At 69.9% G+C, this 22,592-nt stretch carries 18 protein-coding genes; 11 read left to right on the top strand and 7 right to left on the bottom strand.

What is annotated here, in order from left to right:
* Positions 1 to 6 precede the first annotated feature (6 nt).
* The 4 genes from ACFU8W_RS11810 to ACFU8W_RS11795 all read left to right on the top strand — a co-directional run bounded on the left by ACFU8W_RS11810 (position 7) and on the right by ACFU8W_RS11795 (position 5,677).
* Positions 7 to 891 (top strand): ABC transporter permease, encoded by an 885-nt coding sequence (locus ACFU8W_RS11810; protein WP_345518073.1) that lies wholly within the window; start codon positions 7 to 9, stop codon positions 889 to 891.
* 38 nt (positions 892 to 929) lie between these two features.
* A complete protein-coding gene (locus ACFU8W_RS11805) occupies positions 930 to 1,745 on the top strand; it encodes an ABC transporter permease (protein ID WP_345518075.1) in 816 nt (271 codons plus the stop codon).
* A gap of 212 nt (positions 1,746 to 1,957) precedes the next feature.
* On the top strand, positions 1,958 to 4,258 hold the full coding sequence (locus tag ACFU8W_RS11800; RefSeq protein ID WP_384035028.1) for an ATP-dependent RecD-like DNA helicase: 2,301 nt from the start codon (positions 1,958 to 1,960) through the stop codon (positions 4,256 to 4,258).
* A gap of 129 nt (positions 4,259 to 4,387) precedes the next feature.
* On the top strand, positions 4,388 to 5,677 hold the full coding sequence (locus ACFU8W_RS11795) for a citrate synthase (protein ID WP_327246261.1): 1,290 nt from the start codon (positions 4,388 to 4,390) through the stop codon (positions 5,675 to 5,677).
* Positions 5,678 to 6,162: 485 nt separating this feature from the next.
* Here the strand turns inward: ACFU8W_RS11795 and ACFU8W_RS11790 are convergent, their stop codons facing one another.
* The 3 genes from ACFU8W_RS11790 to ACFU8W_RS11780 form a co-directional block, all read right to left on the bottom strand.
* Entirely contained in the window at positions 6,163 to 8,580 is a 2,418-nt protein-coding gene (locus ACFU8W_RS11790) for a heavy metal translocating P-type ATPase (RefSeq protein ID WP_384035023.1), read from the bottom strand.
* A 138-nt stretch (positions 8,581 to 8,718) separates the two neighbouring features.
* Positions 8,719 to 9,027, bottom strand: a complete 309-nt coding sequence (locus ACFU8W_RS11785; RefSeq protein ID WP_327246263.1) for a heavy-metal-associated domain-containing protein — start codon at positions 9,025 to 9,027, stop codon at positions 8,719 to 8,721.
* A 134-nt stretch (positions 9,028 to 9,161) separates the two neighbouring features.
* Positions 9,162 to 9,947 carry a TetR family transcriptional regulator gene (locus ACFU8W_RS11780; RefSeq protein ID WP_384035021.1) on the bottom strand — a complete coding sequence of 262 codons (786 nt, stop codon included), beginning with the start codon at positions 9,945 to 9,947 and terminating at the stop codon, positions 9,162 to 9,164.
* 157 nt (positions 9,948 to 10,104) lie between these two features.
* On the opposite strand from ACFU8W_RS11780, the gene ACFU8W_RS11775 reads away from it, so the two are divergent.
* Both ACFU8W_RS11775 and ACFU8W_RS11770 read left to right on the top strand, forming a co-directional pair.
* Entirely contained in the window at positions 10,105 to 12,333 is a 2,229-nt protein-coding gene (locus ACFU8W_RS11775) for an MMPL family transporter (protein ID WP_384035018.1), read from the top strand.
* A gap of 77 nt (positions 12,334 to 12,410) precedes the next feature.
* Positions 12,411 to 13,457 carry a zinc-dependent alcohol dehydrogenase family protein gene (locus tag ACFU8W_RS11770; protein WP_384035015.1) on the top strand — a complete coding sequence of 349 codons (1,047 nt, stop codon included), beginning with the start codon at positions 12,411 to 12,413 and terminating at the stop codon, positions 13,455 to 13,457.
* A 116-nt stretch (positions 13,458 to 13,573) separates the two neighbouring features.
* On the opposite strand, the gene ACFU8W_RS11765 is transcribed toward ACFU8W_RS11770, so the two are convergent.
* The 3 genes from ACFU8W_RS11765 to ACFU8W_RS11755 form a co-directional block, all read right to left on the bottom strand.
* A complete protein-coding gene (locus ACFU8W_RS11765) occupies positions 13,574 to 13,771 on the bottom strand; it encodes a MarR family transcriptional regulator (RefSeq protein WP_345518089.1) in 198 nt (65 codons plus the stop codon).
* Between the two features lie 218 nt (positions 13,772 to 13,989).
* Positions 13,990 to 14,367, bottom strand: a complete 378-nt coding sequence (locus ACFU8W_RS11760; protein ID WP_384035011.1) for a peptidoglycan-binding protein — start codon at positions 14,365 to 14,367, stop codon at positions 13,990 to 13,992.
* An 86-nt stretch (positions 14,368 to 14,453) separates the two neighbouring features.
* Entirely contained in the window at positions 14,454 to 15,416 is a 963-nt protein-coding gene (locus ACFU8W_RS11755; RefSeq protein WP_384035008.1) for a sugar phosphate isomerase/epimerase family protein, read from the bottom strand.
* A 133-nt stretch (positions 15,417 to 15,549) separates the two neighbouring features.
* On the opposite strand from ACFU8W_RS11755, the gene iolC reads away from it, so the two are divergent.
* The 5 genes from iolC to mmsA are packed head-to-tail and all read left to right on the top strand — an operon-like array spanning position 15,550 to position 21,876.
* Positions 15,550 to 16,620: a 5-dehydro-2-deoxygluconokinase gene (gene iolC / locus ACFU8W_RS11750; protein ID WP_384035006.1), complete on the top strand. Its 1,071-nt coding sequence runs from the start codon at positions 15,550 to 15,552 to the stop codon at positions 16,618 to 16,620.
* Complete coding sequence (locus ACFU8W_RS11745; protein ID WP_345518096.1) at positions 16,617 to 17,504, top strand: deoxyribose-phosphate aldolase; 888 nt, start codon at positions 16,617 to 16,619, stop codon at positions 17,502 to 17,504. The genes iolC and ACFU8W_RS11745 overlap by 4 nt, the downstream gene beginning before the upstream one ends.
* A 30-nt stretch (positions 17,505 to 17,534) precedes the next feature.
* Positions 17,535 to 18,479, top strand: coding sequence for a 5-deoxy-glucuronate isomerase (gene iolB, locus ACFU8W_RS11740; RefSeq protein ID WP_384035004.1), 945 nt, complete (start codon positions 17,535 to 17,537; stop codon positions 18,477 to 18,479).
* Positions 18,476 to 20,356, top strand: a complete 1,881-nt coding sequence (gene iolD, locus ACFU8W_RS11735) for a 3D-(3,5/4)-trihydroxycyclohexane-1,2-dione acylhydrolase (decyclizing) (protein WP_384035001.1) — start codon at positions 18,476 to 18,478, stop codon at positions 20,354 to 20,356. Before iolB ends, iolD begins: the two co-directional genes overlap by 4 nt.
* A 20-nt stretch (positions 20,357 to 20,376) precedes the next feature.
* Positions 20,377 to 21,876 carry a CoA-acylating methylmalonate-semialdehyde dehydrogenase gene (mmsA, locus tag ACFU8W_RS11730; protein WP_384034998.1) on the top strand — a complete coding sequence of 500 codons (1,500 nt, stop codon included), beginning with the start codon at positions 20,377 to 20,379 and terminating at the stop codon, positions 21,874 to 21,876.
* 106 nt (positions 21,877 to 21,982) lie between these two features.
* On the opposite strand, the gene ACFU8W_RS11725 is transcribed toward mmsA, so the two are convergent.
* Entirely contained in the window at positions 21,983 to 22,405 is a 423-nt protein-coding gene (locus ACFU8W_RS11725; RefSeq protein WP_345518104.1) for a hypothetical protein, read from the bottom strand.
* Positions 22,406 to 22,592 lie beyond the last annotated feature (187 nt).

Raw genomic sequence — 22,592 nt, 5'->3', positions numbered from 1 at the left:
CCACCGATGACCGACACCGCGCACGCCGCCGGACCCGTCCGGCGGCTCGCCGGGATCCTGCACCGACGCCCCCGGCTGCAGCTGTCCCTGCTGCTCTCCGCGCCGCTGGCCTGGCTCGTCCTGGCCTACCTCGGCTCGCTCACCGTGCTGTTCCTGTCCGCGTTCTGGACCACGGACGCCTTCACCTCGAACGTGGTGAAGATCTGGAACACGGACAACTTCACCGCGCTGTTCACCACCGATGTCTACCGGCAGGTCGCCCTGCGCAGTGTCGGCGTCGCCCTGGCGGTCACCGTGCTGTGTGTCCTGATCGCCTTCCCCGTCGCCTTCTACACGGCCCGCATCGCGCAGCCCAGGTGGCGGCCGCTCCTCGTCGTGGCGATCCTCACTCCGCTGTGGGCCAGCTATCTCGTCAAGGCGTACGCCTGGCGTCTCATCCTCGCCCAAGGCGGCCTGCTGGACTGGCTGTTGGGGCCGCTCGGCATCAAGGGGCCCGGTTACGGTCTGACCGCGACCGTCCTCGTGCTGACGTACCTGTGGCTGCCGTACATGGTCCTGCCGATCCATGCCGGACTCGAGCAGCTCCCGGCCAACATCCTGGACGCCTCCGCAGACCTCGGCGCCCGCACCGGCAGAACCTTCCGTGCCGTGGTGCTGCCGATGGTCCTCCCGTCCGTCGCGGCCGGCTCGGTCTTCACCTTCTCGCTCAGCCTCGGCGATTACATCGCCGTACAGATTGTCGGCGGCAAGACCCAGCTCATCGGCAACCTCATCTACTCCAACATCACTCTGGACCTGCCGCTGGCCGCCGCCCTCGGCACGGTGCCGGTGGTCATCATCGTGCTCTATCTGCTCGCGGTGCGCCGCACAGGAGCCCTCAGCAGCCTCTGACGGTCCGCATCGCATCACGCACAGCGAAGGTCCCTACGATGAATCTCTCCCGCCCCGCGCGCATCACCGTGCGCATCGCCGCCGGGCTCGGCTTCGCGGTGATCTACGTCCCGCTGCTCCTGGTCCTCATCAACTCCCTCAACCCGGACCGTAGTTCGGGTTGGCCGCCGCCCGGACTCACCTTCGACTGGTGGGTCGATGCCTGGCACAGCTCCGGCGCCCGCGGCGCGCTGTGGACCTCGCTCAAGGCCGGGCTCGGCGCGACCGCGATCGCCCTGGTCCTCGGCACGCTCGTCGCCTTCGCCTGCCAGCGCTACAAGTTCTTCGGACGCGAGGCCATCTCCTTCGTGGTCGTCCTGCCGATCGCGCTGCCCGGCATCGTCACCGGCGTCGCGCTCAACACCGCCTTCCGCACCGTCCTCGAACCGCTCGGCGTGGGCCTCGGCCTGTTCACCGTCATCGTCGGACACGCCACCTTCTGCATCGTGGTCGTCTTCAACAACGTGATCGCCCGGCTGCGCCGGATGTCCGGATCGTACGAGGAGGCCGCCATGGACCTCGGGGCGCACACCTTCCGTACGTTCGTCGACGTCACCTTCCCGCTGGTGCGCTCCGCGCTCGTCGCGGGCGGGCTCCTCGCCTTCGCGCTCTCCTTCGACGAGATCGTCGTGACGACCTTCACCGCAGGGCCCGGCGTCCAGACCCTGCCCGTCTGGATCTTCTCCAACATGGCCCGGCCCCAACAGGCACCCGTCGTCAACGTCGTCGCCGCCGTCCTGGTCCTGCTCTCCGTCATACCGATCTATCTCGCCCAACGGCTGTCGTCGGACACCGCCTCCGGCAGTCGTATCTGAGAGGAGCAGCTCCCACTCCCAGGAAGCCTCCGGGGCACCGAGGCCGTCTCCCGGGCCGCCTTCATCGGCTTCGCCGCCGAACTCGCAGGCGATCTCGCGGTCGGCGACCGGCTGCTGCACACCGAGCGCCGCCACGTCCGCGGCAGTTGTCTCACCGCGTGGGTCCGTGACTCGGCGTGTGGAGTGTCGGTGGCGCCCGATACGGTCGAGGCATGTCCAACATGGCCGTCCTCGAAGGGGTCCTGGAGCGGATCACCTACGCGAACGAGGAGAACGGGTACACGGTCGCCCGCGTCGACACGGGTCGGGGTGCGGGTGATCTGCTGACCGTCGTCGGTTCGCTGCTGGGTGCGCAGGTCGGGGAGTCGCTGCGGATGGAGGGGCGCTGGGGCTCGCACTCCCAGTACGGCAAGCAGTTCACGGTGGAGAACTACACGACCGTGCTGCCCGCCACCATCCAGGGCATCCGCCGCTACCTCGGCTCCGGACTGATCAAGGGCATCGGGCCGGTGATGGCCGACCGGATCACCACCCACTTCGGCGTCGACACGCTCGACATCATCGAGCAGCAGCCGAAGCGGCTGGTCGAGGTCCCGGGGCTCGGCCCGAAGCGGACGAAGATGATCGCCGCCGCCTGGGAGGAGCAGAAGGCGATCAAGGAGGTGATGGTCTTCCTCCAGGGTGTGGGCGTCTCCACCTCCATCGCCGTCCGTATCTACAAGAAGTACGAGGACGCCTCGATCTCCGTCGTGAAGAACCAGCCCTACCGGCTGGCCGCCGACGTCTGGGGCATCGGCTTCCTCACCGCGGACAAGATCGCGCAGGCGGTCGGCATCCCGCACGACAGTCCGGAGCGGGTCAAGGCGGGGTTGCAGTACGCGCTGTCGCAGTCCACCGACCAGGGGCACTGCTTCCTCCCGGAGGAGCGGCTGATCGCCGATGCGGTCAAGCTGCTCCAGGTCGATACGGGGCTGGTCATCGAGTGCCTCGCCGAACTGGCCGAGGATCCGGAGGGCGTCGTACGGGAGAAGGTGCCGTCGCCCGAGGGAGGCGAGCCGATCACCGCGATCTACCTCGTACCGTTCCACCGCGCCGAGGTCGCTCTCGCCGCGCAGGTGCAGCGGCTGCTGCGGACTCCCGAGGACCGGCTGCCGGCCTTCCAGGACGTGGACTGGGGCAAGGCCTTGACGTGGCTCGCCGGTCGTACCGGGGCGACGCTCGCCCCCGAGCAGGAGGCGGCCGTACGGCTCGCGCTCAGCCGGAAGGTCGCTGTGCTGACCGGCGGACCCGGCTGCGGCAAGTCGTTCACCGTTCGCTCCATCGTCGAGCTGGCCCGTGCCAAGCGCGCAAAGGTCGTTCTGGCCGCGCCCACCGGGCGGGCCGCGAAACGGCTGTCCGAGCTGACCGGCGCCGAGGCGTCCACCGTGCACCGGCTGCTGGAGCTGAAGCCCGGCGGGGACGCGGCCTACGACCGGGACCGTCCGTTGGACGCCGATCTCGTCGTCGTCGACGAGGCGTCGATGCTCGATCTGCTGCTCGCCAACAAGCTGTTCAAAGCGGTGGCACCCGGTGCCCATCTGCTGCTCGTCGGGGATGTCGACCAGCTGCCCTCGGTCGGCGCGGGGGAGGTGCTGCGCGACCTGCTCGCCGAGGGCGGACCCGTTCCCGCGGTCCGGTTGACGACGATCTTCCGCCAGGCCCAGCAGTCCGGAGTCGTCACCAACGCCCACCGGATCAACTCCGGGACGCCGCCGCTCACCCAGGGCCTGAGCGACTTCTTCCTCTTCGTCGAGGACGAGACCGAGGACGCGGGCGTCCTCGCGGTGGACGTCGCCGCCCGCCGTATTCCGGCCAAGTTCGGCCTCGACCCGAGGCGTGACGTCCAGGTCCTCGCCCCCATGCACCGCGGTCCGGCCGGCGCGGGCACGCTCAACGGCCTGCTGCAGCAGGCCATCACCCCGGCCCGCCCCGACCTGCCGGAGAAGCGGATGGGGGGCCGGGTCTTCCGGGTCGGCGACAAGGTCACCCAGATCCGAAACAACTACGACAAGGGGGAGAACGGCGTCTTCAACGGCACGGTCGGCGTCGTCACCGCCCTTGACCTCGATGAACAGCAGCTGACGGTCCTCACCGACGAGGACGAGGAGATCCCGTACGACTTCGACGAGCTGGACGAGCTGGCACACGCGTACGCCATGACGATCCACCGCTCCCAGGGCAGCGAGTACCCGGCCGTCGTCATCCCCGTCACCAAGAGCGCCTGGATGATGCTCCAGCGGAACCTGCTGTACACGGCCGTGACGAGGGCCAAGAAGCTCGTCGTGCTGGTCGGCTCCCGGCAGGCGATCGGCCAGGCGGTCCGCACGGTTTCCGCAGGCAGACGCTGTACGGCGCTGGATTACCGGCTGCGCGGAGGGTCGGGCGGAGGATCAGCGGAAAAAATGATCGATCAAATCGGTGGCAAACATCACGAGGCCCTTCCGGAACCGGAGTCAAGGGGGCAGGATGAGTAAGTTGGCGGCACTGAGTGCCGCCAGTAGGTCCAATGGACGACCCCGAGTGCACTCTCCTGAGCCAAATGGGGGAGGGTGGAGACAGTCAGGGAACCTCGAAGAAGAGGCACTACGTCGGTGAGGGATGACGTGAGCGACAACTCTGTAGTACTGCGGTACGGCGATGACGAGTACACCTACCCGGTGATCGACAGCACCGTCGGCGACAAGGGCTTCGACATCGGGAAGCTCCGGGCAAATACCGGCCTGGTGACGCTGGACAGCGGATACGGCAACACCGCCGCGTATAAATCCGCCATCACCTACCTCGACGGTGAGCAGGGCATCCTGCGGTACCGCGGCTATCCCATCGAGCAGCTCGCCGAGCGCTCGACGTTCCTCGAGGTCGCGTACACGCTCATCAACGGTGAGCTTCCGAAGGTTGACGAGCTTTCGACCTTCAAGAACGAGATCACCCAGCACACGCTGCTGCACGAGGACGTCAAGCGGTTCTTCGACGGCTTCCCGCGCGACGCCCACCCGATGGCCATGCTGTCCTCGGTCGTCAGCGCGCTGTCCACGTTCTACCAGGACAGCCACAACCCGTTCGACGAGGAGCAGCGCCACCTCTCGACGATCCGCCTGCTGGCCAAGCTGCCGACGATCGCCGCGTACGCGTACAAGAAGTCGATCGGCCACCCCTTCGTCTACCCGCGCAACGACCTCGGGTACGTCGAGAACTTCCTGCGCATGACCTTCTCGGTCCCCGCCCAGGAGTACGAGCTGGACCCGGTCGTCGTCTCCGCGCTCGACAAGCTGCTCATCCTGCACGCGGACCACGAGCAGAACTGTTCGACCTCCACCGTGCGTCTGGTCGGTTCCTCGCAGGCGAACATGTTCGCCTCGATCTCGGCCGGCATCTCGGCGCTGTGGGGCCCGCTGCACGGTGGCGCCAACCAGTCGGTGCTGGAGATGCTCGAAGGCATCCAGGCCAACGGCGGCGATGTCGACTCCTTCATCCGCAAGGTGAAGAACAAGGAGGACGGCGTCCGGCTGATGGGCTTCGGCCACCGCGTCTACAAGTCCTTCGACCCGCGCGCCAAGATCATCAAGGCTGCGGCCCACGACGTGCTGTCCGCGCTCGGCAAGTCCGACGAGCTGCTCGACATCGCGCTGAAGCTGGAGGAGCACGCGCTCTCCGACGAGTACTTCGTCTCGCGCAACCTCTACCCCAACGTGGACTTCTACACGGGTCTGATCTACCGGGCCATGGGCTTCCCGACCGAGATGTTCACCGTGCTCTTCGCGCTCGGCCGGCTCCCCGGCTGGATCGCCCAGTGGCACGAGATGATCAAGGAGCCGGGTTCCCGCATCGGCCGCCCGCGCCAGATCTACACCGGCGAGGTCCTGCGCGACTTCGTCCCGGTCGAGGGTCGCTGAATCCCGTAGCACCCTCTGCACCGCCCCGGCCACTGCGGCCGGGCTGCCTTCGCCCCGCGTACCGCGCTTTCGCACAGAGCGCGGTGTCCGGGGCGATTTGCGTACCCGGCCCAGGCCCCGAGAGCGAGAAGCGCCCCGCCATCGATCCCCCCACGGGCCGACAGCGAGGCGCTTCCCATATCCCGGAGCGGATTCCCCCCACGGGATCCGGCCGGGCGTCTGCGGGAGCCGAAGCTCCTGGGTATTCCTCGTGCTGCACTACGTCACTGCGGTTGCACGTCTCGCGGTCTGCCGGGGTACGTACCTTTCGGGAGGGCCGCTCATAGCTCCCCGGTGCACGTGCCCCGGCCAACGCTTGCCTGAAGCATCCCCCAAGACGCTTCGTCGGACGTCCCCCAAGACATCCTTGGCATCGCACTCTTAGACTCGCGAACCCATCGGATGGTTACCCTCAAACCGATGTGATCTAGATCTCTTTGTGGAAATCATGTGAAGGCGCGCAACCGCAGGCTGTTCGTCACGACGAAGACCGATGAGAAGGCCATCGCCGCTCCGGCAATCATAGGGTTGAGCAGGCCAAATGCCGCAAGGGGTAGGACGGCAACGTTGTAGCCAAATGCCCAGAAAAGGTTGCCCTTGATCGTGGTCAGGGTGCGCCGGGAGAGCCGGATGGCATCGGCGGCCACCTTGAGATCTCCACGAACGAGGGTCAGATCGCTCGCCTCGATCGCGGCGTCCGTGCCGGTGCCCATGGCCAGCCCGAGGTCGGCGGTGGCGAGGGCCGCAGCGTCGTTGACACCGTCCCCGACCATCGCGACCGAACGTCCCTCCGCCCGGAGCCGCTCGATGACGTGCACCTTCTCCTCGGGGAGCACCTCGGCGTGGACCTCGTCGATGCCGACGGCACGGGCGACGACGTCCGCCACGGCCCGGTTGTCGCCGGTCAGCAGCACCGGCCTGAGGCCGAGGGCGCGCAGCTCGGCGACGGCTGTCGCGCTGGAGTCCTTGATCGCGTCGGCGACCCCGAGAACGCCACGCGCCTCGCCGTCCCAGGCGACCGCGATGGACGTACGTCCCTGGGCCGCCGCGTCCGCGAGGGCGTCGGACAGCGCCTCGGGGACGGTGATCCCGGCGTCGGTGAGCAGCTGGGGGCGTCCGACGAGCACCTGGTGTCCGTCGACGGTGCCGCGTATTCCGAGCCCCGGGACGTTGACGAAGGTCTGGACGGTGGGGAGTGCGTCACCGGTGCGTTCGGCGGCGCCGGTGGCGACGGCCTGGGCGATCGGGTGCTCGGAGGCGTGCTCCAGGGCGCCGGCCAGCCGCAGCAGCTGTGTCGCGTCGGTGCCGGGCGCCGCGTGGACGTCCTGGAGGGTCATCCGGCCGGTGGTGACCGTGCCGGTCTTGTCCAGGACGATCGTGTCGATACGACGGGTGGTCTCCAGGACCTCCGGGCCCTTGATCAGGATGCCGAGCTGCGCGCCGCGCCCCGTGCCCACCATGAGCGCGGTGGGAGTGGCGAGGCCGAGCGCGCAGGGGCAGGCGATGATCAGTACGGCGACGGCGGCGGTGAACGAGGCGGTCGCATCGTCCGTGAGCAGCAGCCAGACGACCAGGGTGGCCAGCGCGAGCAGCAGGACGACCGGGACGAAGACCGCGGAGATCCGGTCGGCGAGGCGCTGCACCTCGGCCTTTCCGTTCTGGGCGTCCTCGACGAGCCTGGCCATCCGGGACAGTTGGGTGTCGGCGCCGACCCGTGTCGCCTCGACGACGAGCCGGCCGCCCGCGTTGAGCGTGGCACCGGTGACGGGGTCCCCGACGCCGACCTCGACCGGCAGTGACTCGCCGGTGAGCATCGACGCGTCCACGGCGGAGGCGCCCTCGGTGACGGTGCCGTCGGTGGCGATCTTCTCGCCGGGACGGACCACGAAGTGGTCGCCGACGGTGAGCCGGGCGACAGGGATGCGTACTTCGGTGCCGTTCCTGAGGACGGAGACGTCCTTCGCGCCGAGGTGCATCAGCGCACGCAGCGCGGAACCGGCCTTCCGCTTGGACTTCGCCTCCAGATAGCGGCCCAGCAGGATGAAGGTGATGACCCCGGCGGCCACCTCCAGATAGATGGTGGAGGAGCCTTCCCCGAGCTCTCGGCTCCGCTCGAGCAGGGGAGACCCCATTGCGCGTGAGACCGAGAAGTCGAAGCCGTGCCGCATCCCGGTCATGCCCGCGTCCCCGAAGAACAGCGCCCAGAGCGACCAGCCGAACGCGGCGAGCGTGCCGACGGAGACGAGGGTGTCCATGGTGGCCGCGCCGTGCCGGAGGTTGGTCCAGGTGGCGCGGTGGAAGGGCAGTCCGCCCCAGACGACCACGGGTGCGGCGAGGGTGAGGGAGAGCCACTGCCAGTTGTCGAACTGGAGGGACGGGACCATGGCCAGGAGCACGACGGGGGAGGCGAGGACGGCCGAGACGATCAGCCGCTGCCGCAGGACGGCGAGAGCGTCGGCCGCGCCGCGCTCGGCTTCGGTCTCCTCCGGCGCGGTGTCGGTGTCCGCCGCCGCTTCGGTTTCCCGGATCTGTCGGGTCCCTGCGGTCCGTTCGGCCTCGGCGGGGCTGGTGGCCTCGGGCGCCGAGGGCGTTTCCGGGGGCGGCGTCGGTGCGGGCAGTTGTACCGGCTGTGCGGTGTATCCGGTCTTCTCGACCGTGGCGATCAGGTCGGCCAGCCGGGTCCCGGCGCCGAACGCGACGCGCGCCTTCTCCGTCGCGTAGTTCACGGACGCGGTGACGCCGTCCATCCGGTTGAGTTTCTTCTCGACGCGGGCCGCGCACGAGGCGCAGGTCATCCCGCCGATCGTGAGTTCCGCTTCCGAACTCACGACTGCCGGGGCTTCGGCCTCTGTAGCGCTGTGCATGTCCGAACTCCTGAAATGCCGACCGGGCCGTGTCCCACCAGTATCTGCTGGTCGGTCCGGCCCGGCGGCGCAAGGGGTGGTGCAGGTGATGCCGACGGTGCGGGGTCTTGTTGGTGTCCGGGTGGGCCCGGACGGCGTTCAGGCCTGGCCGGCGAGCTCGTATCCCGCCTCGTCGACCGCGGCGCGGACGGCGTCCTCGGAGAGCGGCGCCTCGGAGACGACGGTCACCTGCCCGGTGGAGGCCACTGCCTTCACCGAGGTGACGCCCTCGATGCCGGAGATCTCCTCGGAGACGGCGCCCTCGCAGTGCCCGCAGGTCATGCCCGTCACCTGGTAGACGGTGGTGACCGCGCCCGCCGGCGCTTCGGTCCCCGCACCGTCGTGGCAGGAGCCACCGGGCGAGCAGCAGGAGCCGGTGGCCTGGGGGAGCTGGGTCTCGGTGGTCATGGTGTTCTCCTCTTCGACGCGTACAGCCGCAGTGTGGCGCCAGGGAGCCCCGGGAAGGCCGGTGCGCCCCAACAGAAGCAACTCTATACCCCCAGGGGGTATGAATGCGAGAGGGGGTGCTGTCGCTTCGCGCGCTATCGGCCATTCGGTGGAGCGGTGGCCGCGGCGGCCGAGGGGGCTCGGAGGGGCCGGTCGCCGACCAGTGGCTCCAGATAGCGGAGGAGTACGGTCTTCAACTCCTTGATGTACGCCTCCCGCTCCTTGCCCTCGTGGGCCATGATCACGTCGAGTCCCGCCTTGAAGAGGATGAAGATCATGGTGGCGATGCGGGTGATCTCGGCCGGCGGCGTGTCCGGGAGGTAGCCGCCGAGGATGGCCTCGACCCGGGTGAGCATCGTCGTGTGCAGGGTGTCGTGCTCGCGGATGATCACGCCGGGGATCTCGGAGCCGTGCATCAGGACGGTGAAGGCCGGATTCTCGCAGTTGAACGTGATCAGCGGGTCGAGGGTGGCGTCGAGCATCCGGTCGAGGGGGAGTGCCAGATTGTCCGGCAGGAAGGCCGCTCCGTACGTCTCGCGCCAGCGCCCCAGCAGCTGGTCGCCGAGTTCGACGGCGATGGCCTCCTTGTTCGGGAAGAACTGGTAGAGCGTGCCGGGCGAGACGCCGGCCTCGCGGGCGATGGCGTTGGTGCTCGCGGCGGTGTAGCCGGTCGCGCAGAAGACGCTGGCGGCCGCCTTGAGGAGCTGAGCGATGCGGGCTTCGCCGCGGGCCTGGCGGCGGCGCGGCCGGCCGGCGGTGGTGCCCGCGCTCCCGGAGGCGTGTGCGGCCTTGGTGGCGCCCTTCCCCTCGGTGGCGCCCGCGTCCCCGGTGGCGCCCTTCCTCCCGGCGGCTCCGGCGGCTCCGGATCTGGCCTCCGACACGGTGATCCCCAGCTTTCCTCACGCGTTTGACAAACGCGAGTGGGCGCTCGCATTCTTGTGGAACGCGAGCGATGACTCGTGTTTGCCAGTGTATGTGGCAACGAGTGACCCATGCTGCCCTGTGCCGCCCGGGTCCGGGGGAAGGGGACACCGCACCATGCCTCAAGTCAACCGCTCGGAGCGTCTGGGGGGCTGGACCCGGTTCGTCACCGCGCGACCACGGCTCGCGCTGCTGGCCGCCCTGGTGGTCACGGTGCTCGCGGTGTTCGCGGGCAGCGGCGTCGCCGACCGGATGGGCAGCGGTGGCTGGGAGGCTCCCGCTGCCGAGTCCACCTACACGACCAAGGCGCTGGAGCGCGAGTTTCCCGCGTCACAGCCCAACCTTCTGCTGCTGGTCGACAGCGGCAGCACTTCTGTCGACGACCCTGCGGTGGCCGCCGAGGCCGCACGGCTCACCGAGGAGCTGGCTGCGGAGAAGGACATCACGGGCGTCGGTTCGTACTGGCAGAGCAGGTCGCCCGGGCTCCGCGCCAAGGACGGGCGGGAGGCATTGATCGCGGCCAGGATCGAGGGCCACGACAAGGCGGTGGGCGAGATCCTGGACCGGATAGCCCCCACCTACCGAGGGACGCACGGCCCGGTGAAGGTCTCGGTCGGCGGCCCCGTCGCCGTACAGCACGAGATGCAGACGACCATCCAGGAGGACCTGCTGCGGGCCGAGATGATCGCCCTTCCGGTCACTCTGGTGCTGCTGGTCATGGTCTTCGGCAGCGCGATCGCGGCCCTGCTGCCACTCGGCGTCGGCATCGTCGCGATCCTGGGGACCAACGCCGTACTGCGGGGCATCACCGAGTTCACCGACGTCTCGGTCTTCGCCCAGAACCTCACCACGGCCCTCGGCCTCGGGCTCGCCATCGATTACGCCCTGTTCATCGTGCGCCGGTTCCGCGAGGAGCTCGCAGCGGGAGCGGACACCCGGGCGGCGGTGGGCACGACCCTGCGCACCGCGGGGCGCACGGTGGTGTTCTCCGCGCTGACCGTGGCCGTCTCGCTGGCCGCGATGCTGGTCTTCCCGCAGTACTTCCTGCGCTCGTTCGCCTATGCGGGCATTGCCGTGGTTCTGCTGGCCGCCGCTGCCGCGCTGATCCTGCTGCCGGCCGCGCTGATGCTTCTCGGTCCTCGGGTCAACTCCCTGGATCTGCGCCGACTGCTGCGCCGCCGGGGGAGCGAGGCGCACCACGAGCCGGACGCGCCGGGCAGGGGGTGGGGGCGGTTCGCGACCCTGGTGATGCGCCGGGCGCCGGTCTTCGCCGTCCTCACCACGGTGGGCCTGGTCCTGCTCGGACTGCCGTTCCTCGGGGTGAAGTTCGGTACGGCGGACGACCGCCAGCTGCCCGCAGGTGCCGAGTCGCATGTCGTCCAGCAGCACATACGGGACGGTTTTCCCGGCAGCCCCGGCGGCGGCCTCGAAGTCCTCGCGGTAGGCAGCGCGACGCCCGCCCAGTACGCCGACTACCGGAACAGGATCACTGCGCTCCCCGGCGTGCTCCGAGTCGACGGACCGGTGACGGAGGGGCGGTCCGCGTACTTCAGCGTGCTGCCCAAGGGGGAGGCCGTGGGGGAGGAGTCCCAGCGGCTCGTACGCGAGCTCCGGGCCCAGCCCGCCCCGTTCGACACCTCGGTGACGGGTACGGCGGCGGTCCTCGTCGACTCCAAGGACGCCATCGCGGACCGGCTGCCGTGGGCGGTGGGCATCATCGTCCTCGTGACGCTGCTGCTGGTCTTCCTGCTCACCGGCAGCGTGCTCATCCCGCTCCAGGCAGTGGTGCTCAACGCTCTGAGCCTTACAGCGATGTTCGGAGCGGTCGTCTGGGTCTTCCAGGACGGGCATCTGTCGGGACTGCTCTCCTTCACCAGTACAGGGGACATAGAGACGACCTTGCCCGTACTGATGTTCTGCGTCGCCTTCGGACTCTCCATGGACTACGGGGTGTTCCTGCTCTCCCGGATCAAGGAGGAGTACGACCGCACCGGAGACCACGAGCATTCGGTGACCTTCGGGCTGAGGCACACCGGCGGACTGATCACCGCGGCGGCCGTGATCCTCGCGGTGGTGATGGTCGCCATCGGTACGTCGCGGGTGACCAACACGAAGATGCTGGGCCTCGGCATCGCGCTGGCCGTGCTGATGGACGCCATGGTGGTGCGGAGCCTGCTGGTGCCGTCGGTGATGAAGCTGATGGGCCGGGTGACCTGGTGGGCACCCGCACCGCTGCGGGCCTTCCATCAGAAGTTCGGGCTGAGCGAAGGGGGGCCCGCACCGGTCCTCGCCGAGGGCATGTCCACAGCCGCTCCCGATCGGGACAAGATCAGCACCGGGGCGTAGATTCGACGGTCCGACGAGTGCTTCGACGGACAGCACAGGTGGCGGTCCGGCCGGCGGGCGGAACGAAGGGCGGGCTGATGAGGGCAGTGGTGTTCGAGGAGTTCGGGCAGGACGCCGGGGTGCAGGATGTCCCGGATCCGGTCCCCTCCGAGCAGGGTGTCGTGGTTCGAGTCGAGGCGACCGGGCTGTGCCGCAGCGACTGGCACGGCTGGATGGGCCACGACCCGGACATCGCCCTGCCGCATGTGCCGGGCCATGAACTCGCCGGTGTGGTCGAGGAAGTGGGGCGGGGCGTTGTCAACTGGCGGCCCGGTGACCGGGTCACCGTGCCCTTCGTCTGCGCCTGCGGGCGCTGCCCCGCCTGTGCGGCCGGGGCCCAGCAGGTCTGTGAGCGGCAGACCCAGCCGGGCTTCACCCACTGGGGCTCGTTCGCCCAGTACGTGGCTCTGGAACAGGCCGACGTCAATCTGGTCGCCGTGCCGGAGGGGCTGTCGTCCGCCACGGCAGCCGGTCTGGGGTGCAGGTTCGCCACGGCGTTCCGGGCCGTCGTCGGTCAGGGGCGCGTGGCGCCGGGCGAGTGGGTCGCGGTGCACGGCTGCGGCGGGGTCGGACTGTCCGCCGTCATGATCGCGGTGGCGTGCGGGGCACGGGTGGTCGCGGTCGACGTCTCGGCTCGCGCGCTCGAACTGGCCCGGTCGTTCGGGGCGGCGGCGTGCGTGGACGCGTCCGCACACCCGGGCGGGGCGGACGAAGCAGTGCGCGAACTGACCGGAGGCGGAGCGCATCTGTCACTCGACGCGCTGGGCTCGCCGGTCACCTGTGCCGCCTCGGTCCGCAGCCTGCGGTGGCAGGGGCGCCATGTCCAGGTGGGACTGCTGCCCACGGTGGCCGGTGACCCCGTTGTTCCCATGGCGCGGGTGATCGGTCAAGAACTGGAGATCCTCGGCAGCCACGGAATGGCCGCGCACGACTACCCGCCGATGATGGACATGGTGCGGGCCGGCACTCTCCGCCCCGACCTGCTGGTGACGTCCACCATCCCGCTGGACGCGGCACCGGCGGCACTCGCCGCGATGGGGAAGACGCCAGGGGCAGGAGTGACGATCATCGACCCCATGAAGTAGCCCGGCCGAGGGCTGGGCGCCACGGGAACCGGACACGGACGGAGGCCCCGTGCGGCACCGGGTGGGAGCCGGTCGCTGTACGGGGCCTGGAACGGACGGAGGCGGGGGAGAGGGCGTCAGTCCTTGCGGCCCCGGTTGCTCGGGCGGGCAGCGACCCAGGCGCGGACGGTGTCCGCGTACCAGTAGGGCTTACCGCTCTCCACATGGTCGGGTGCGGGAAGGAGACCGTGCTTGCGGTACGAGCGAACGGTTTCCGGCTGCACCCGGATGTGCGCGGCAATGTCCTTGTAGGACCAGAGCCTTCTGTCCGTCATAAGTGACACCTCTCTGCGCCGCAGCGGCAGCTGGGGGGCTGTCGGGGGCACTGCGGCACGGACGCTGACGATCACTCAGCCTGTGTCCGGTGAACGACACGGAGTGACGAGCGGGGAGGGGCTGTCGAGCGCCTGTGACGGAAGACCCACGTAACGCAGACATGTGTGACGAGAGGGTGATATCTGTGACAGAAGGCGTACATCCGGGCCGGAGGCGGCTATGCGTGCCAGAGTGCGGACCAGGTCTGCGGACCGACCAGGCCGTCCGGGACGAGTGGCGGGTGGTCCGCCTGGAAACGGAGAACGGCGGCGAGGGTCGTCGTCCCGAAGGTGCCGTCGACGGCGCTCCACGGCAGATAGCGGCGGTTGGCCAGAAGACACTGCACCTCAAAGACCCGTTCGCCCTGTTCGCCGAAGAAGGTCAGCTGGTTGCCGTCGTAGAACACGCAGGCCGCGCCGGGCGAGAGGAGCGACTGCTCCGGGACGCGCCCGGTGGCCGAGGCGCCGGGCGCGGCGGTGAGGGTGGCGGCCAAAGCGAGTGCGGCCAGGGCCGAGGCCCCAGCCGTCCTGGCGGAGAGAGACATCGTGCGGATCACGGTGAGTTGCTCCTCGTGCGGTCACGGGGTGCGGAAGGCACCGCACCCGCTTCTCTCCGAGCACAACACCGCACACCGCCCGGACGTCACATCCGAGCCCGGTTCGGTGTGTCCTGCTCGGGCGCGGGTGTCTGCGCCGGGGTGCCGCAGGAGCGAAGGAAGGCGCGGGTACGGCGGGCAATCGGCAGTGGCTTGTCGGGCGGGCACGGATACATGTCCTGCTCGACGATCGCGAACAGGTCGACGTCCAGCCGGCGGGCCGCGTCCAGCACGGGCCCCAGAGCGGGCACACCGTTCGGTGGTTCGCACATGACGCCCCGTGCCACGGCCGGCCCGAACGGCACCTCGTCCGCCACGACTTCGGCCAGGACGTCCGGATCGACCTGCTTGAGGTGCAGATAGCCGATCCGCTCGCCGTAGGTCTCGATCAGCTTGACGCTGTCCCCGCCGCAGTAGGCGTAGTGGCCGGTGTCGAGACAGAGCGAGACCAGGTCGGGATCGGTGGCGTCGAGGAACCGGTTGACGTTCTCCTCGCTGTCGATATGGGTGTCGGCATGGGGGTGGACGACGATCCGCAGTCCGTAACGGTCCCGCACCTCGCGGCCCAGCCGCTCCGTCTGCGTGGTGAGCCGGCGCCACTGTTCCGCGGTGAGGGTGCGGTCCTCAAGGATCTCCCCCGTCTTGTCGTCGCGCCAGAACGACGGAATGACCACCAGATGCCCGGCGCCCATCGCCCGGGTGAGTGCCGCGATGTCGGCGACATGCGCCCAGGTCCGTTCCCAGACGTCCGGGCCGTGGTGCAATCCGGTGAAAACGGTGCCCGCGGAGACGGTGAGTCCGCGGCGGCCGGTCTCCTCGGCGAGGCGGGCCGGGTCGGTCGGGAGATAGCCGTACGGGCCCAGCTCGATCCACTCGTAACCCGCTTCGGACACCTCGTCGAGGAAGCGCTGCCACGGCACTTGACGGGGATCGTCGGGAAACCAGACCCCCCAGGAGTCGGGTGCCGAGCCGATACGGATGCGGGCCGGAGCGGAAGCGGAGGAGGTCATGCGGCCAAGAATTCGGCGCCGGAAGACAAGTGTCAAGAGTACGTCCGTATGTCCGGACAAAATGTTGACAGGGTTCCGGAGGGAGGGCTAGACCTGGGGGCAGCCGCTCCGGTCGCCGGTCGAAGGGATGCGTATGCCTGAGATGTACGACGTGATCACCATGGGGCGGATCGGGGTGGACCTCTACCCCCTGGAGACCGGACGCCCGCTGGCTCAGGTCGACACGTTCGGGAAGTTCCTCGGCGGCTCACCGACCAATGTGGCTGTTGCGGCCGCCCGGCTCGGCCGACGGACGGCGGTGGTGACACGCACCGGCCGGGACGCGTTCGGGGGCTATCTCCACCAGCAGTTGCGGGAGTTCGGGGTGGACGACCGATGGGTGACGCCTGTCGACGCGTATCCGACGCCGGTGACCTTCTGCGAGATCTTTCCGCCGGACGACTTCCCGCTCTACTTCTACCGCCTGCCCAAGGCGCCCGACCTGGAGATCCACGAAGCGGAACTCGACCTCGACGCGATCCGGGCGGCCCGGGTCTTCTGGATGACCGGCACCGGACTGTGCGCGGAACCCAGTCGCACGGCGACGCTGGCGGCGCTGCGCGCCAGGGGCGAGGCGCGGGCGGAATCCGGCAGCGAGCGGGGCCTCGCGCGAGGTCGCTGCACGGTCTTCGACCTGGACTGGCGCCCGATGTTCTGGGCCGGCGAGCCCGATCACCCCGGCGCGGACCACCTCGTCCACCCCACGGCCACCGCGCGCTACCGCGAGGCCCTCGCCCACGCCACCGTCGCCGTCGGCAATCTCGACGAGTGCCGGATCGCCACCGGGGAACGCGAGCCGTATGCGGCCGCCCGCGCCCTGCTCGCCGCCGGGGTCGAGCTCGCTGTCGTCAAGCAGGGCCCCAAGGGTGTCCTCGCCGTCCACCGGGACGGCACCGTCGCCGACGTCCCGCCCCTGCCCGTGGACGTCGTCAACGGTCTCGGCGCCGGAGACGCCTTCGGCGGGGCGCTCTGCCACGGGCTGCTCGCGGGCTGGGAGACCGAGCGCATCATGCGGTACGCCAACGCAGCCGGTGCCATCGTCGCCTCCCGGCTCGCCTGTTCGCCCGCCATGCCCTTCCCCCACGAGGTGGAAGAGGCACTCGTCCGTGGCGCCGTCACCACCGGCGAACCCGAACCCGGAACCGGGCCCGGGGCGGTCTCATGACACCCGCGGCCTCATCCGTCGCCGACCTCGTACGGCTGCGCGTGCGCCACCCCGAAGCCGTCGCCGAGGCCGCCGCCCGCCGCCGCAGACGGCCCCTCGTCGGTGACAGCGGGCGCCTGATGATCATCGCGGCGGACCATCCGGCCCGCGGCTCCTTCGCCGTCGGCGGGCACGAACTGGCCATGGCCAACCGGTTCGAGCTCCTGGAGCGGCTCTGCCTCGCCCTCTCCCGCCCCGGCGTCGACGGTGTCCTCGGTACCGCCGACATCCTCGACGACCTGCTGCTCCTCGGCGCGTTGGAGGACAAGGTCGTCATCGGCTCGATGAACCGCGGTGGACTCGCGGGCGCCTCCTTCGAACTCGACGACCGCTTCACCGGCCACCGGCCCGACGACCTCGCCCGGCTCGGCTTCGACGCGGGCAAGCTGCTGCTCCGCATCGACTACGACGACCCCGGCTCCCTCGACACCATGCACGCCACCGCCCGCGCCATCGACGCCATGGCCGCGCACCGGCTGCCGGTCTTCGTCGAGCCGTTTCTCTGCCGCCGGATCGACGGCAAGGTCCGCAACGACCTCGGAGCGGCCGCGGTGACCACCTCGATCGCCATCGCCTCGGGGCTCGCGGGGACCTCCGCGTACACCTGGCTCAAGGTCCCCGTCACCGAGAACCCCGACGACATGGCGCGCGTGATGGAGACGTCGACGCTGCCTGCCGTGCTGCTGGGCGGCGAGGTGGGCGGCGACCAGGAGGGGGCGTTCGAGAAATGGCGTGGCGCGCTGCGACTTCCCACTGTTCAGGGGCTGGTGGTGGGGAGGTCGCTGCTCTATCCGGTCGACGGGGACGTGGCCGGTGCCGTCGACACGGCCGTGGCACTGCTGTAGCGAGTGGACAGGGAGGGGTAGGGAGAAGGCATGACGACGGACCATGAGGAACGCGTACGGGAACGGCCGCGGCACCGGTGGCATCTGCCCGCGGGCAGCGCGGCGGAGGGACCGTACGCCCTGGACATCGATCCGAAGCGGGCCGGCTGGGACCGGTCGAGCCTGCGTGTGGTGGAGCTGCAGCCCGGTGGTGTTCACACACTTGTCACCGGGGAGAGTGAGTGGATCGTCCTGCCGTTGACCGGTGGCTGTACGGTGCACACCTCAGGTGAGATCTTTGAACTGCTGGGCCGGGAAAGCGTGTTCAGCGGGGTGTCCGACTTCGCCTACGTACCACGTGAGGCCCACGCGCAGATCGCCTCCGGCGCAGGAGGCCGCTTCGCCCTGGCAGGAGCGAAGTGCGAGCGACGACTCCCCGCTCGCTACGGCCCCGCGCCGGAGGTACCCGTCGAGCTGCGCGGCTCCGGGACCTGCTCACGCCAGGTCAACAACTTCGCCGCCGCCGACACGTTCGAGTGCGACCGGCTGATCGCCGTCGAGGTCCTCACCCCCGGCGGCAACTGGTCCTCGTATCCGCCGCACAAACATGACGAGCACCGTCCCGGAGCCGAGTCGGTCCTCGAAGAGATCTACTACTTCGAGATCGAGGAGCGGGGCGGCACGGCCGGGTTCGGCTATCACCGTGTCTCCCCGTCCCGGCCCGGCGGCACGGATGTCCTCGCCGAGGTCCGCAGCGGCGACGCGGTCCTGATCCCCGACGGCTGGCACGGCCCGTCCATCGCCGCCCCCGGCCACACCATGTACTACATCAATGTGATGGCCGGCCCGGGGGAGCAGCGGGAGTGGCTGATCAGCGACCACCCCGATCACGGCTGGATCCGTGACACCTGGCCGGCGCAGCCGGTCGACCCCCGGCTCCCGCTCCACGGACTCTCCGGTCCCTCCGGACTCTCCGGTCAGGAGGCATCCCGATGAGCACCCGCAGGCTCACCACCGCCCAGGCCCTGGTCTCCTTCCTCGCCCGCCAGTACACCGAGCGTGACGGCCGGCGGCAGCGTCTGATCAGCGCCACCTGGGGCATCTTCGGCCACGGCAACGTCGCCGGAATCGGCCAGGCGCTGCTGGAGACCGGGCCCTCCATGCCCTACCTCCAGGGCCGCAACGAGCAGTCCATGGTGCACGCCGCCGTCGGGTACGCCCGCCAGTCCGGCCGGCTCTCCGCACACGCCGTCACCACATCGATCGGCCCCGGCGCCACCAACCTCGTCACCGGTGCCGCCCTTGCCACGATCAACCACCTCCCCGTCCTGCTGCTCCCCGGCGACACCTTCGCGACCCGCCCCGCCGACCCCGTCCTGCAACAGCTCGAAGTCCCGTCCGCCGGCGATGTCTCCGTCAACGACTGTCTGCGCCCCGTCTCCCGCTACTTCGACCGGATCACCCGCCCCGAGGCGCTCGTCCCGGCCGCCCTCCAGGCGATGCGGATCCTCGCCGACCCGGCGGAGACCGGTGCCGTCACACTCGCGCTGCCGCAGGACGTACAGGCGGAGGCGTACGACTGGCCGGAGGAGTTCTTCGCCGAGCGCATCTGGTACGTACGCCGGCCCGCGCCCGACGCCCACGAGCTGGAGCAGGCGGTACGGGCCGTGCGCACCGCCCGCCGGCCACTGATCGTCGCAGGCGGCGGCGTCCACCACAGCGCCGCCGAGGAGACCCTCGCCGCGTTCGCCGCCGCCACCCGGATCCCGGTCGCCTCCACCCAGGCGGGCAAGGGCTCGCTGCGCCACGACCACCCCGCCGACGTCGGCGGCATCGGCCCGACCGGCACCGCGGCCGCCGACGAGCTGGCCCGCAGCGCCGACCTGGTCATCGGCATCGGCACCCGCTACTCCGACTTCACCACCGCCTCCGCCACCCTCTTCTCCAACCCGGCGGTGCGCTTCCTCAACCTCAACATCACCGGCTTCGACGCCCACAAGCTCGCCGCACTCCCGCTTGTCGCCGACGCCCGCACCGCCCTCGAAGCGCTGAGCGGGGCCCTGAACGGGCGCAACTACCGCGTCGACCCGGCGTACGAGACCGAGTGCACCGAGGCGAAGGAGCGCTGGGAGCAGCGCGTCGACGCCGCGTTCGCCGCCGACGACCCCCACGCCCGGCCCACCCAGGCCCAGGTCCTCGGCCTGCTCGACACCCTGGTTTCCGACGACGACATCCTGATCAACGCCGCGGGTTCGCTCCCCGGCGACCTGCACAAGCTGTGGCGGACCCGCTCCCGACGCCAGTACCACGTGGAGTACGGCTACTCCTGCATGGGATACGAGATCCCGGCCGCGATCGGCGTGCAGCTGGCCGCCCCCGACCGTCCCGTCTGGGCGCTCGTCGGCGACGGCACGTACCTGATGAACCCCACCGAGATCGTCACCGCCGTGCAGGAGAACCTCCCGATCAAGGTCGTCGTCCTGCAGAACCACGGCTACGCCTCCATCGGCGGGCTCTCCGAGACGGTCGGCGGCGAACGCTTCGGCACGGCCTACCGGCACCGGAGCGCCGACGGGAGTTTCACCGGTCCCCCGCTGCCCGTCGATCTCGCCGCCAACGCGGCCTCCCTCGGAATGCGGGTGCTGCGCGCGAAGACCGTCCATGACCTGCGCGAAGCCCTCACCGAGGCACGGAGCGCGGACCGCCCCACTTGTGTCTACGTCGAGACCGAAACGGCAGACACAGTGTCGGGCCCCCCTCCGGCGCAGGCGTGGTGGGATGTTCCTGTAGCCGAAACGGCCACCCGCCCGTCGGCGGTAAAAGCCCGGGAAGACTACGACCGGCAAGTCGCAGCCCGACGCCGCCACCTCTGAAGGCCTGAAGGAGTTTCGTAATGAAGACCGTCAACCACTGGATCGGTGGCAAGACCGTCGAGGGCACGTCGGGCAACTACGGCCCGGTCACCGACCCGGCCACCGGCGCCGTCACCACCCAGGTCGCGCTCGCCTCCCTCGAAGAGGTCGACGCCGCGGTCGCCGCAGCGAAGGACGCGTACGCCACGTGGGGCACGTCCTCGCTGGCCGCCCGCACCGCCGTCCTCTTCCGCTACCGCGCGCTGCTCGACGCCCACCGCGACGAGATCGCCGCGCTGATCACCGCCGAGCACGGCAAGGTGCACTCCGACGCGCTCGGCGAGGTCGCCCGCGGTCTGGAGATCGTCGAGCTCGCCTGCGGCATCACGACCCAGCTCAAGGGCGAGCTGTCCACCCAGGTATCCAGCCGGGTCGACGTCTCCTCGATCCGTCAGTCGCTCGGTGTCGTCGCGGGCATCACGCCGTTCAACTTCCCGGCCATGGTGCCGATGTGGATGTTCCCGCTGGCCATCGCGTGCGGCAACACGTTCGTCCTCAAGCCCAGCGAGAAGGACCCGTCGGCCGCCAACCTGCTGGCCGAGCTGGCCGCCGAGGCCGGTCTGCCGGACGGCGTGCTGAACGTCCTGCACGGCGACAAGGTCGCGGTCGACGGGCTGCTGAACCACCCGGACGTCGCCGCGGTCTCCTTCGTCGGCTCGACCCCGATCGCCCGCTACATCCACACCACCGCCTCCGCCAACGGCAAGCGCGTCCAGGCGCTCGGCGGTGCGAAGAACCACATGCTGGTCCTGCCGGACGCGGACCTCGACGCCGCCGCCGACGCCGCGGTCTCCGCCGCGTACGGCTCCGCCGGTGAGCGCTGCATGGCGATCTCCGCGGTCGTCGCGGTGGGCGCCATCGGTGACGAGCTCGTCGCCAAGATCAAGGAGCGGGCCGAGAAGATCAAGATCGGTCCCGGCAACGACCCGACGTCCGAGATGGGTCCGCTGATCACCGCGGCCCACCGCGACAAGGTCGCCTCGTACGTCACCGGCGCGGCGGCCCAGGGCGCCGAGGTCGTCCTCGACGGCACCGGCCACACCGTCGACGGCTTCGAGGGCGGCCACTGGATCGGCCTCTCCCTCCTCGACCACGTGTCCACCGACTCGGACGCGTACAAGGACGAGATCTTCGGCCCGGTGCTCTGCGTTCTGCGCACCGAGACGTACGAGGAGGGCGTCGCCCTCATGAACGCCTCGCCGTTCGGTAACGGCACCGCGATCTTCACGCGCGACGGCGGCGCCGCCCGCCGCTTCCAGCTGGAGATCGAGGCCGGCATGGTCGGCGTCAACGTGCCGATCCCGGTGCCGGTGGGCTACCACTCCTTCGGTGGCTGGAAGGACTCGCTCTTCGGCGACCACCACATCTACGGCAACGACGGCGTGCACTTCTACACCCGTGGCAAGGTCGTCACCACCCGCTGGCCGGACCCGGCGGACGCCCCGGCGGGCGTGGACCTGGGCTTCCCGCGCAACCACTGATCGCCACTGGTTCCGCTGCTCTTCCGCGCCGACGGCCCGTACGGAAGCTGTATCCGTACGGGCCGTCGGCATGCACGGAAGCCGTATCCGGCTGCCCGGCCCGCTCTCACATGCGCCGCAGACCCACGTACTGGACCGCACCCATGGCCGCCACCGTCAGGCCCTGGAACACGATCCACCCGTTGCCGGCGCCCGTCGCCGTCAGCGCGTCCTCGAGCACGGTCACGACACTTGCCACGGCCCATGCCACGTTCAGGCCGATGACGACGGCGACCGCGCCGCGGCTGATGCGCTCCTGACGGGAGACGACCAGCACCCACAGGGCGTACACGGTGAGGAAGACGCCCACCGCGTACTGCACGGACTGAGGCACGCCGAGGAACGAGTCCAGGACCGTGGCCAGCGCGAGGTAGCCGATGCCGTTCGCACCGGTGAGGACCACGTCCGCCACGAGGGCCAGGCGGAGAAGGCCATCGGAACGGGCGGCGCCCGTGGACGGGACCGTACCCACGTTCTGGGACGACATCATGAGGTCTTCCTTTCGTTGTCATGCGGTCACGCGGGCAACGAGCCGCCGCCGGTCCGCGCGGCGGAGGCAGGAGCGGCCCCCGGACGGCGGCGTTCTCGGTGGGACGCAGGCCCGTACCCGGACGGTATGGACGGAGGGCGGAGGTGCTCAATTACCTCCCGGGTAATGGCCGGTCGTCCCATCGGCC

The organism is Streptomyces sp. NPDC057565, assembly GCF_042801455.1.
Lineage (GTDB): Bacteria > Actinomycetota > Actinomycetes > Streptomycetales > Streptomycetaceae > Streptomyces > Streptomyces yanii.
The sequence above is the reverse complement of the archived record's forward strand: the minus strand, read 5'-3'. Positions and strand labels throughout refer to the sequence as shown.

Excerpts from the sequence above, each read along its gene's own strand:
- ACFU8W_RS11810 (WP_345518073.1), top strand. The coding sequence starts at position 7 with ATGACCGACACCGCGCACGCCGCCGGACCCGTCCGGCGGCTCGCCGGG.
- ACFU8W_RS11805 (WP_345518075.1), top strand. The coding sequence starts at position 930 with ATGAATCTCTCCCGCCCCGCGCGCATCACCGTGCGCATCGCCGCCGGG.
- ACFU8W_RS11800 (WP_384035028.1), top strand. The coding sequence starts at position 1,958 with ATGTCCAACATGGCCGTCCTCGAAGGGGTCCTGGAGCGGATCACCTAC.
- ACFU8W_RS11790 (WP_384035023.1), bottom strand. The coding sequence starts at position 8,580 with ATGCACAGCGCTACAGAGGCCGAAGCCCCGGCAGTCGTGAGTTCGGAA.
- ACFU8W_RS11785 (WP_327246263.1), bottom strand. The coding sequence starts at position 9,027 with ATGACCACCGAGACCCAGCTCCCCCAGGCCACCGGCTCCTGCTGCTCG.
- ACFU8W_RS11775 (WP_384035018.1), top strand. The coding sequence starts at position 10,105 with ATGCCTCAAGTCAACCGCTCGGAGCGTCTGGGGGGCTGGACCCGGTTC.
- ACFU8W_RS11770 (WP_384035015.1), top strand. The coding sequence starts at position 12,411 with ATGAGGGCAGTGGTGTTCGAGGAGTTCGGGCAGGACGCCGGGGTGCAG.
- ACFU8W_RS11765 (WP_345518089.1), bottom strand. The coding sequence starts at position 13,771 with ATGACGGACAGAAGGCTCTGGTCCTACAAGGACATTGCCGCGCACATC.
- ACFU8W_RS11755 (WP_384035008.1), bottom strand. The coding sequence starts at position 15,416 with ATGACCTCCTCCGCTTCCGCTCCGGCCCGCATCCGTATCGGCTCGGCA.
- iolC (WP_384035006.1), top strand. The coding sequence starts at position 15,550 with ATGCCTGAGATGTACGACGTGATCACCATGGGGCGGATCGGGGTGGAC.
- ACFU8W_RS11745 (WP_345518096.1), top strand. The coding sequence starts at position 16,617 with ATGACACCCGCGGCCTCATCCGTCGCCGACCTCGTACGGCTGCGCGTG.
- iolB (WP_384035004.1), top strand. The coding sequence starts at position 17,535 with ATGACGACGGACCATGAGGAACGCGTACGGGAACGGCCGCGGCACCGG.
- iolD (WP_384035001.1), top strand. The coding sequence starts at position 18,476 with ATGAGCACCCGCAGGCTCACCACCGCCCAGGCCCTGGTCTCCTTCCTC.
- mmsA (WP_384034998.1), top strand. The coding sequence starts at position 20,377 with ATGAAGACCGTCAACCACTGGATCGGTGGCAAGACCGTCGAGGGCACG.
- ACFU8W_RS11725 (WP_345518104.1), bottom strand. The coding sequence starts at position 22,405 with ATGATGTCGTCCCAGAACGTGGGTACGGTCCCGTCCACGGGCGCCGCC.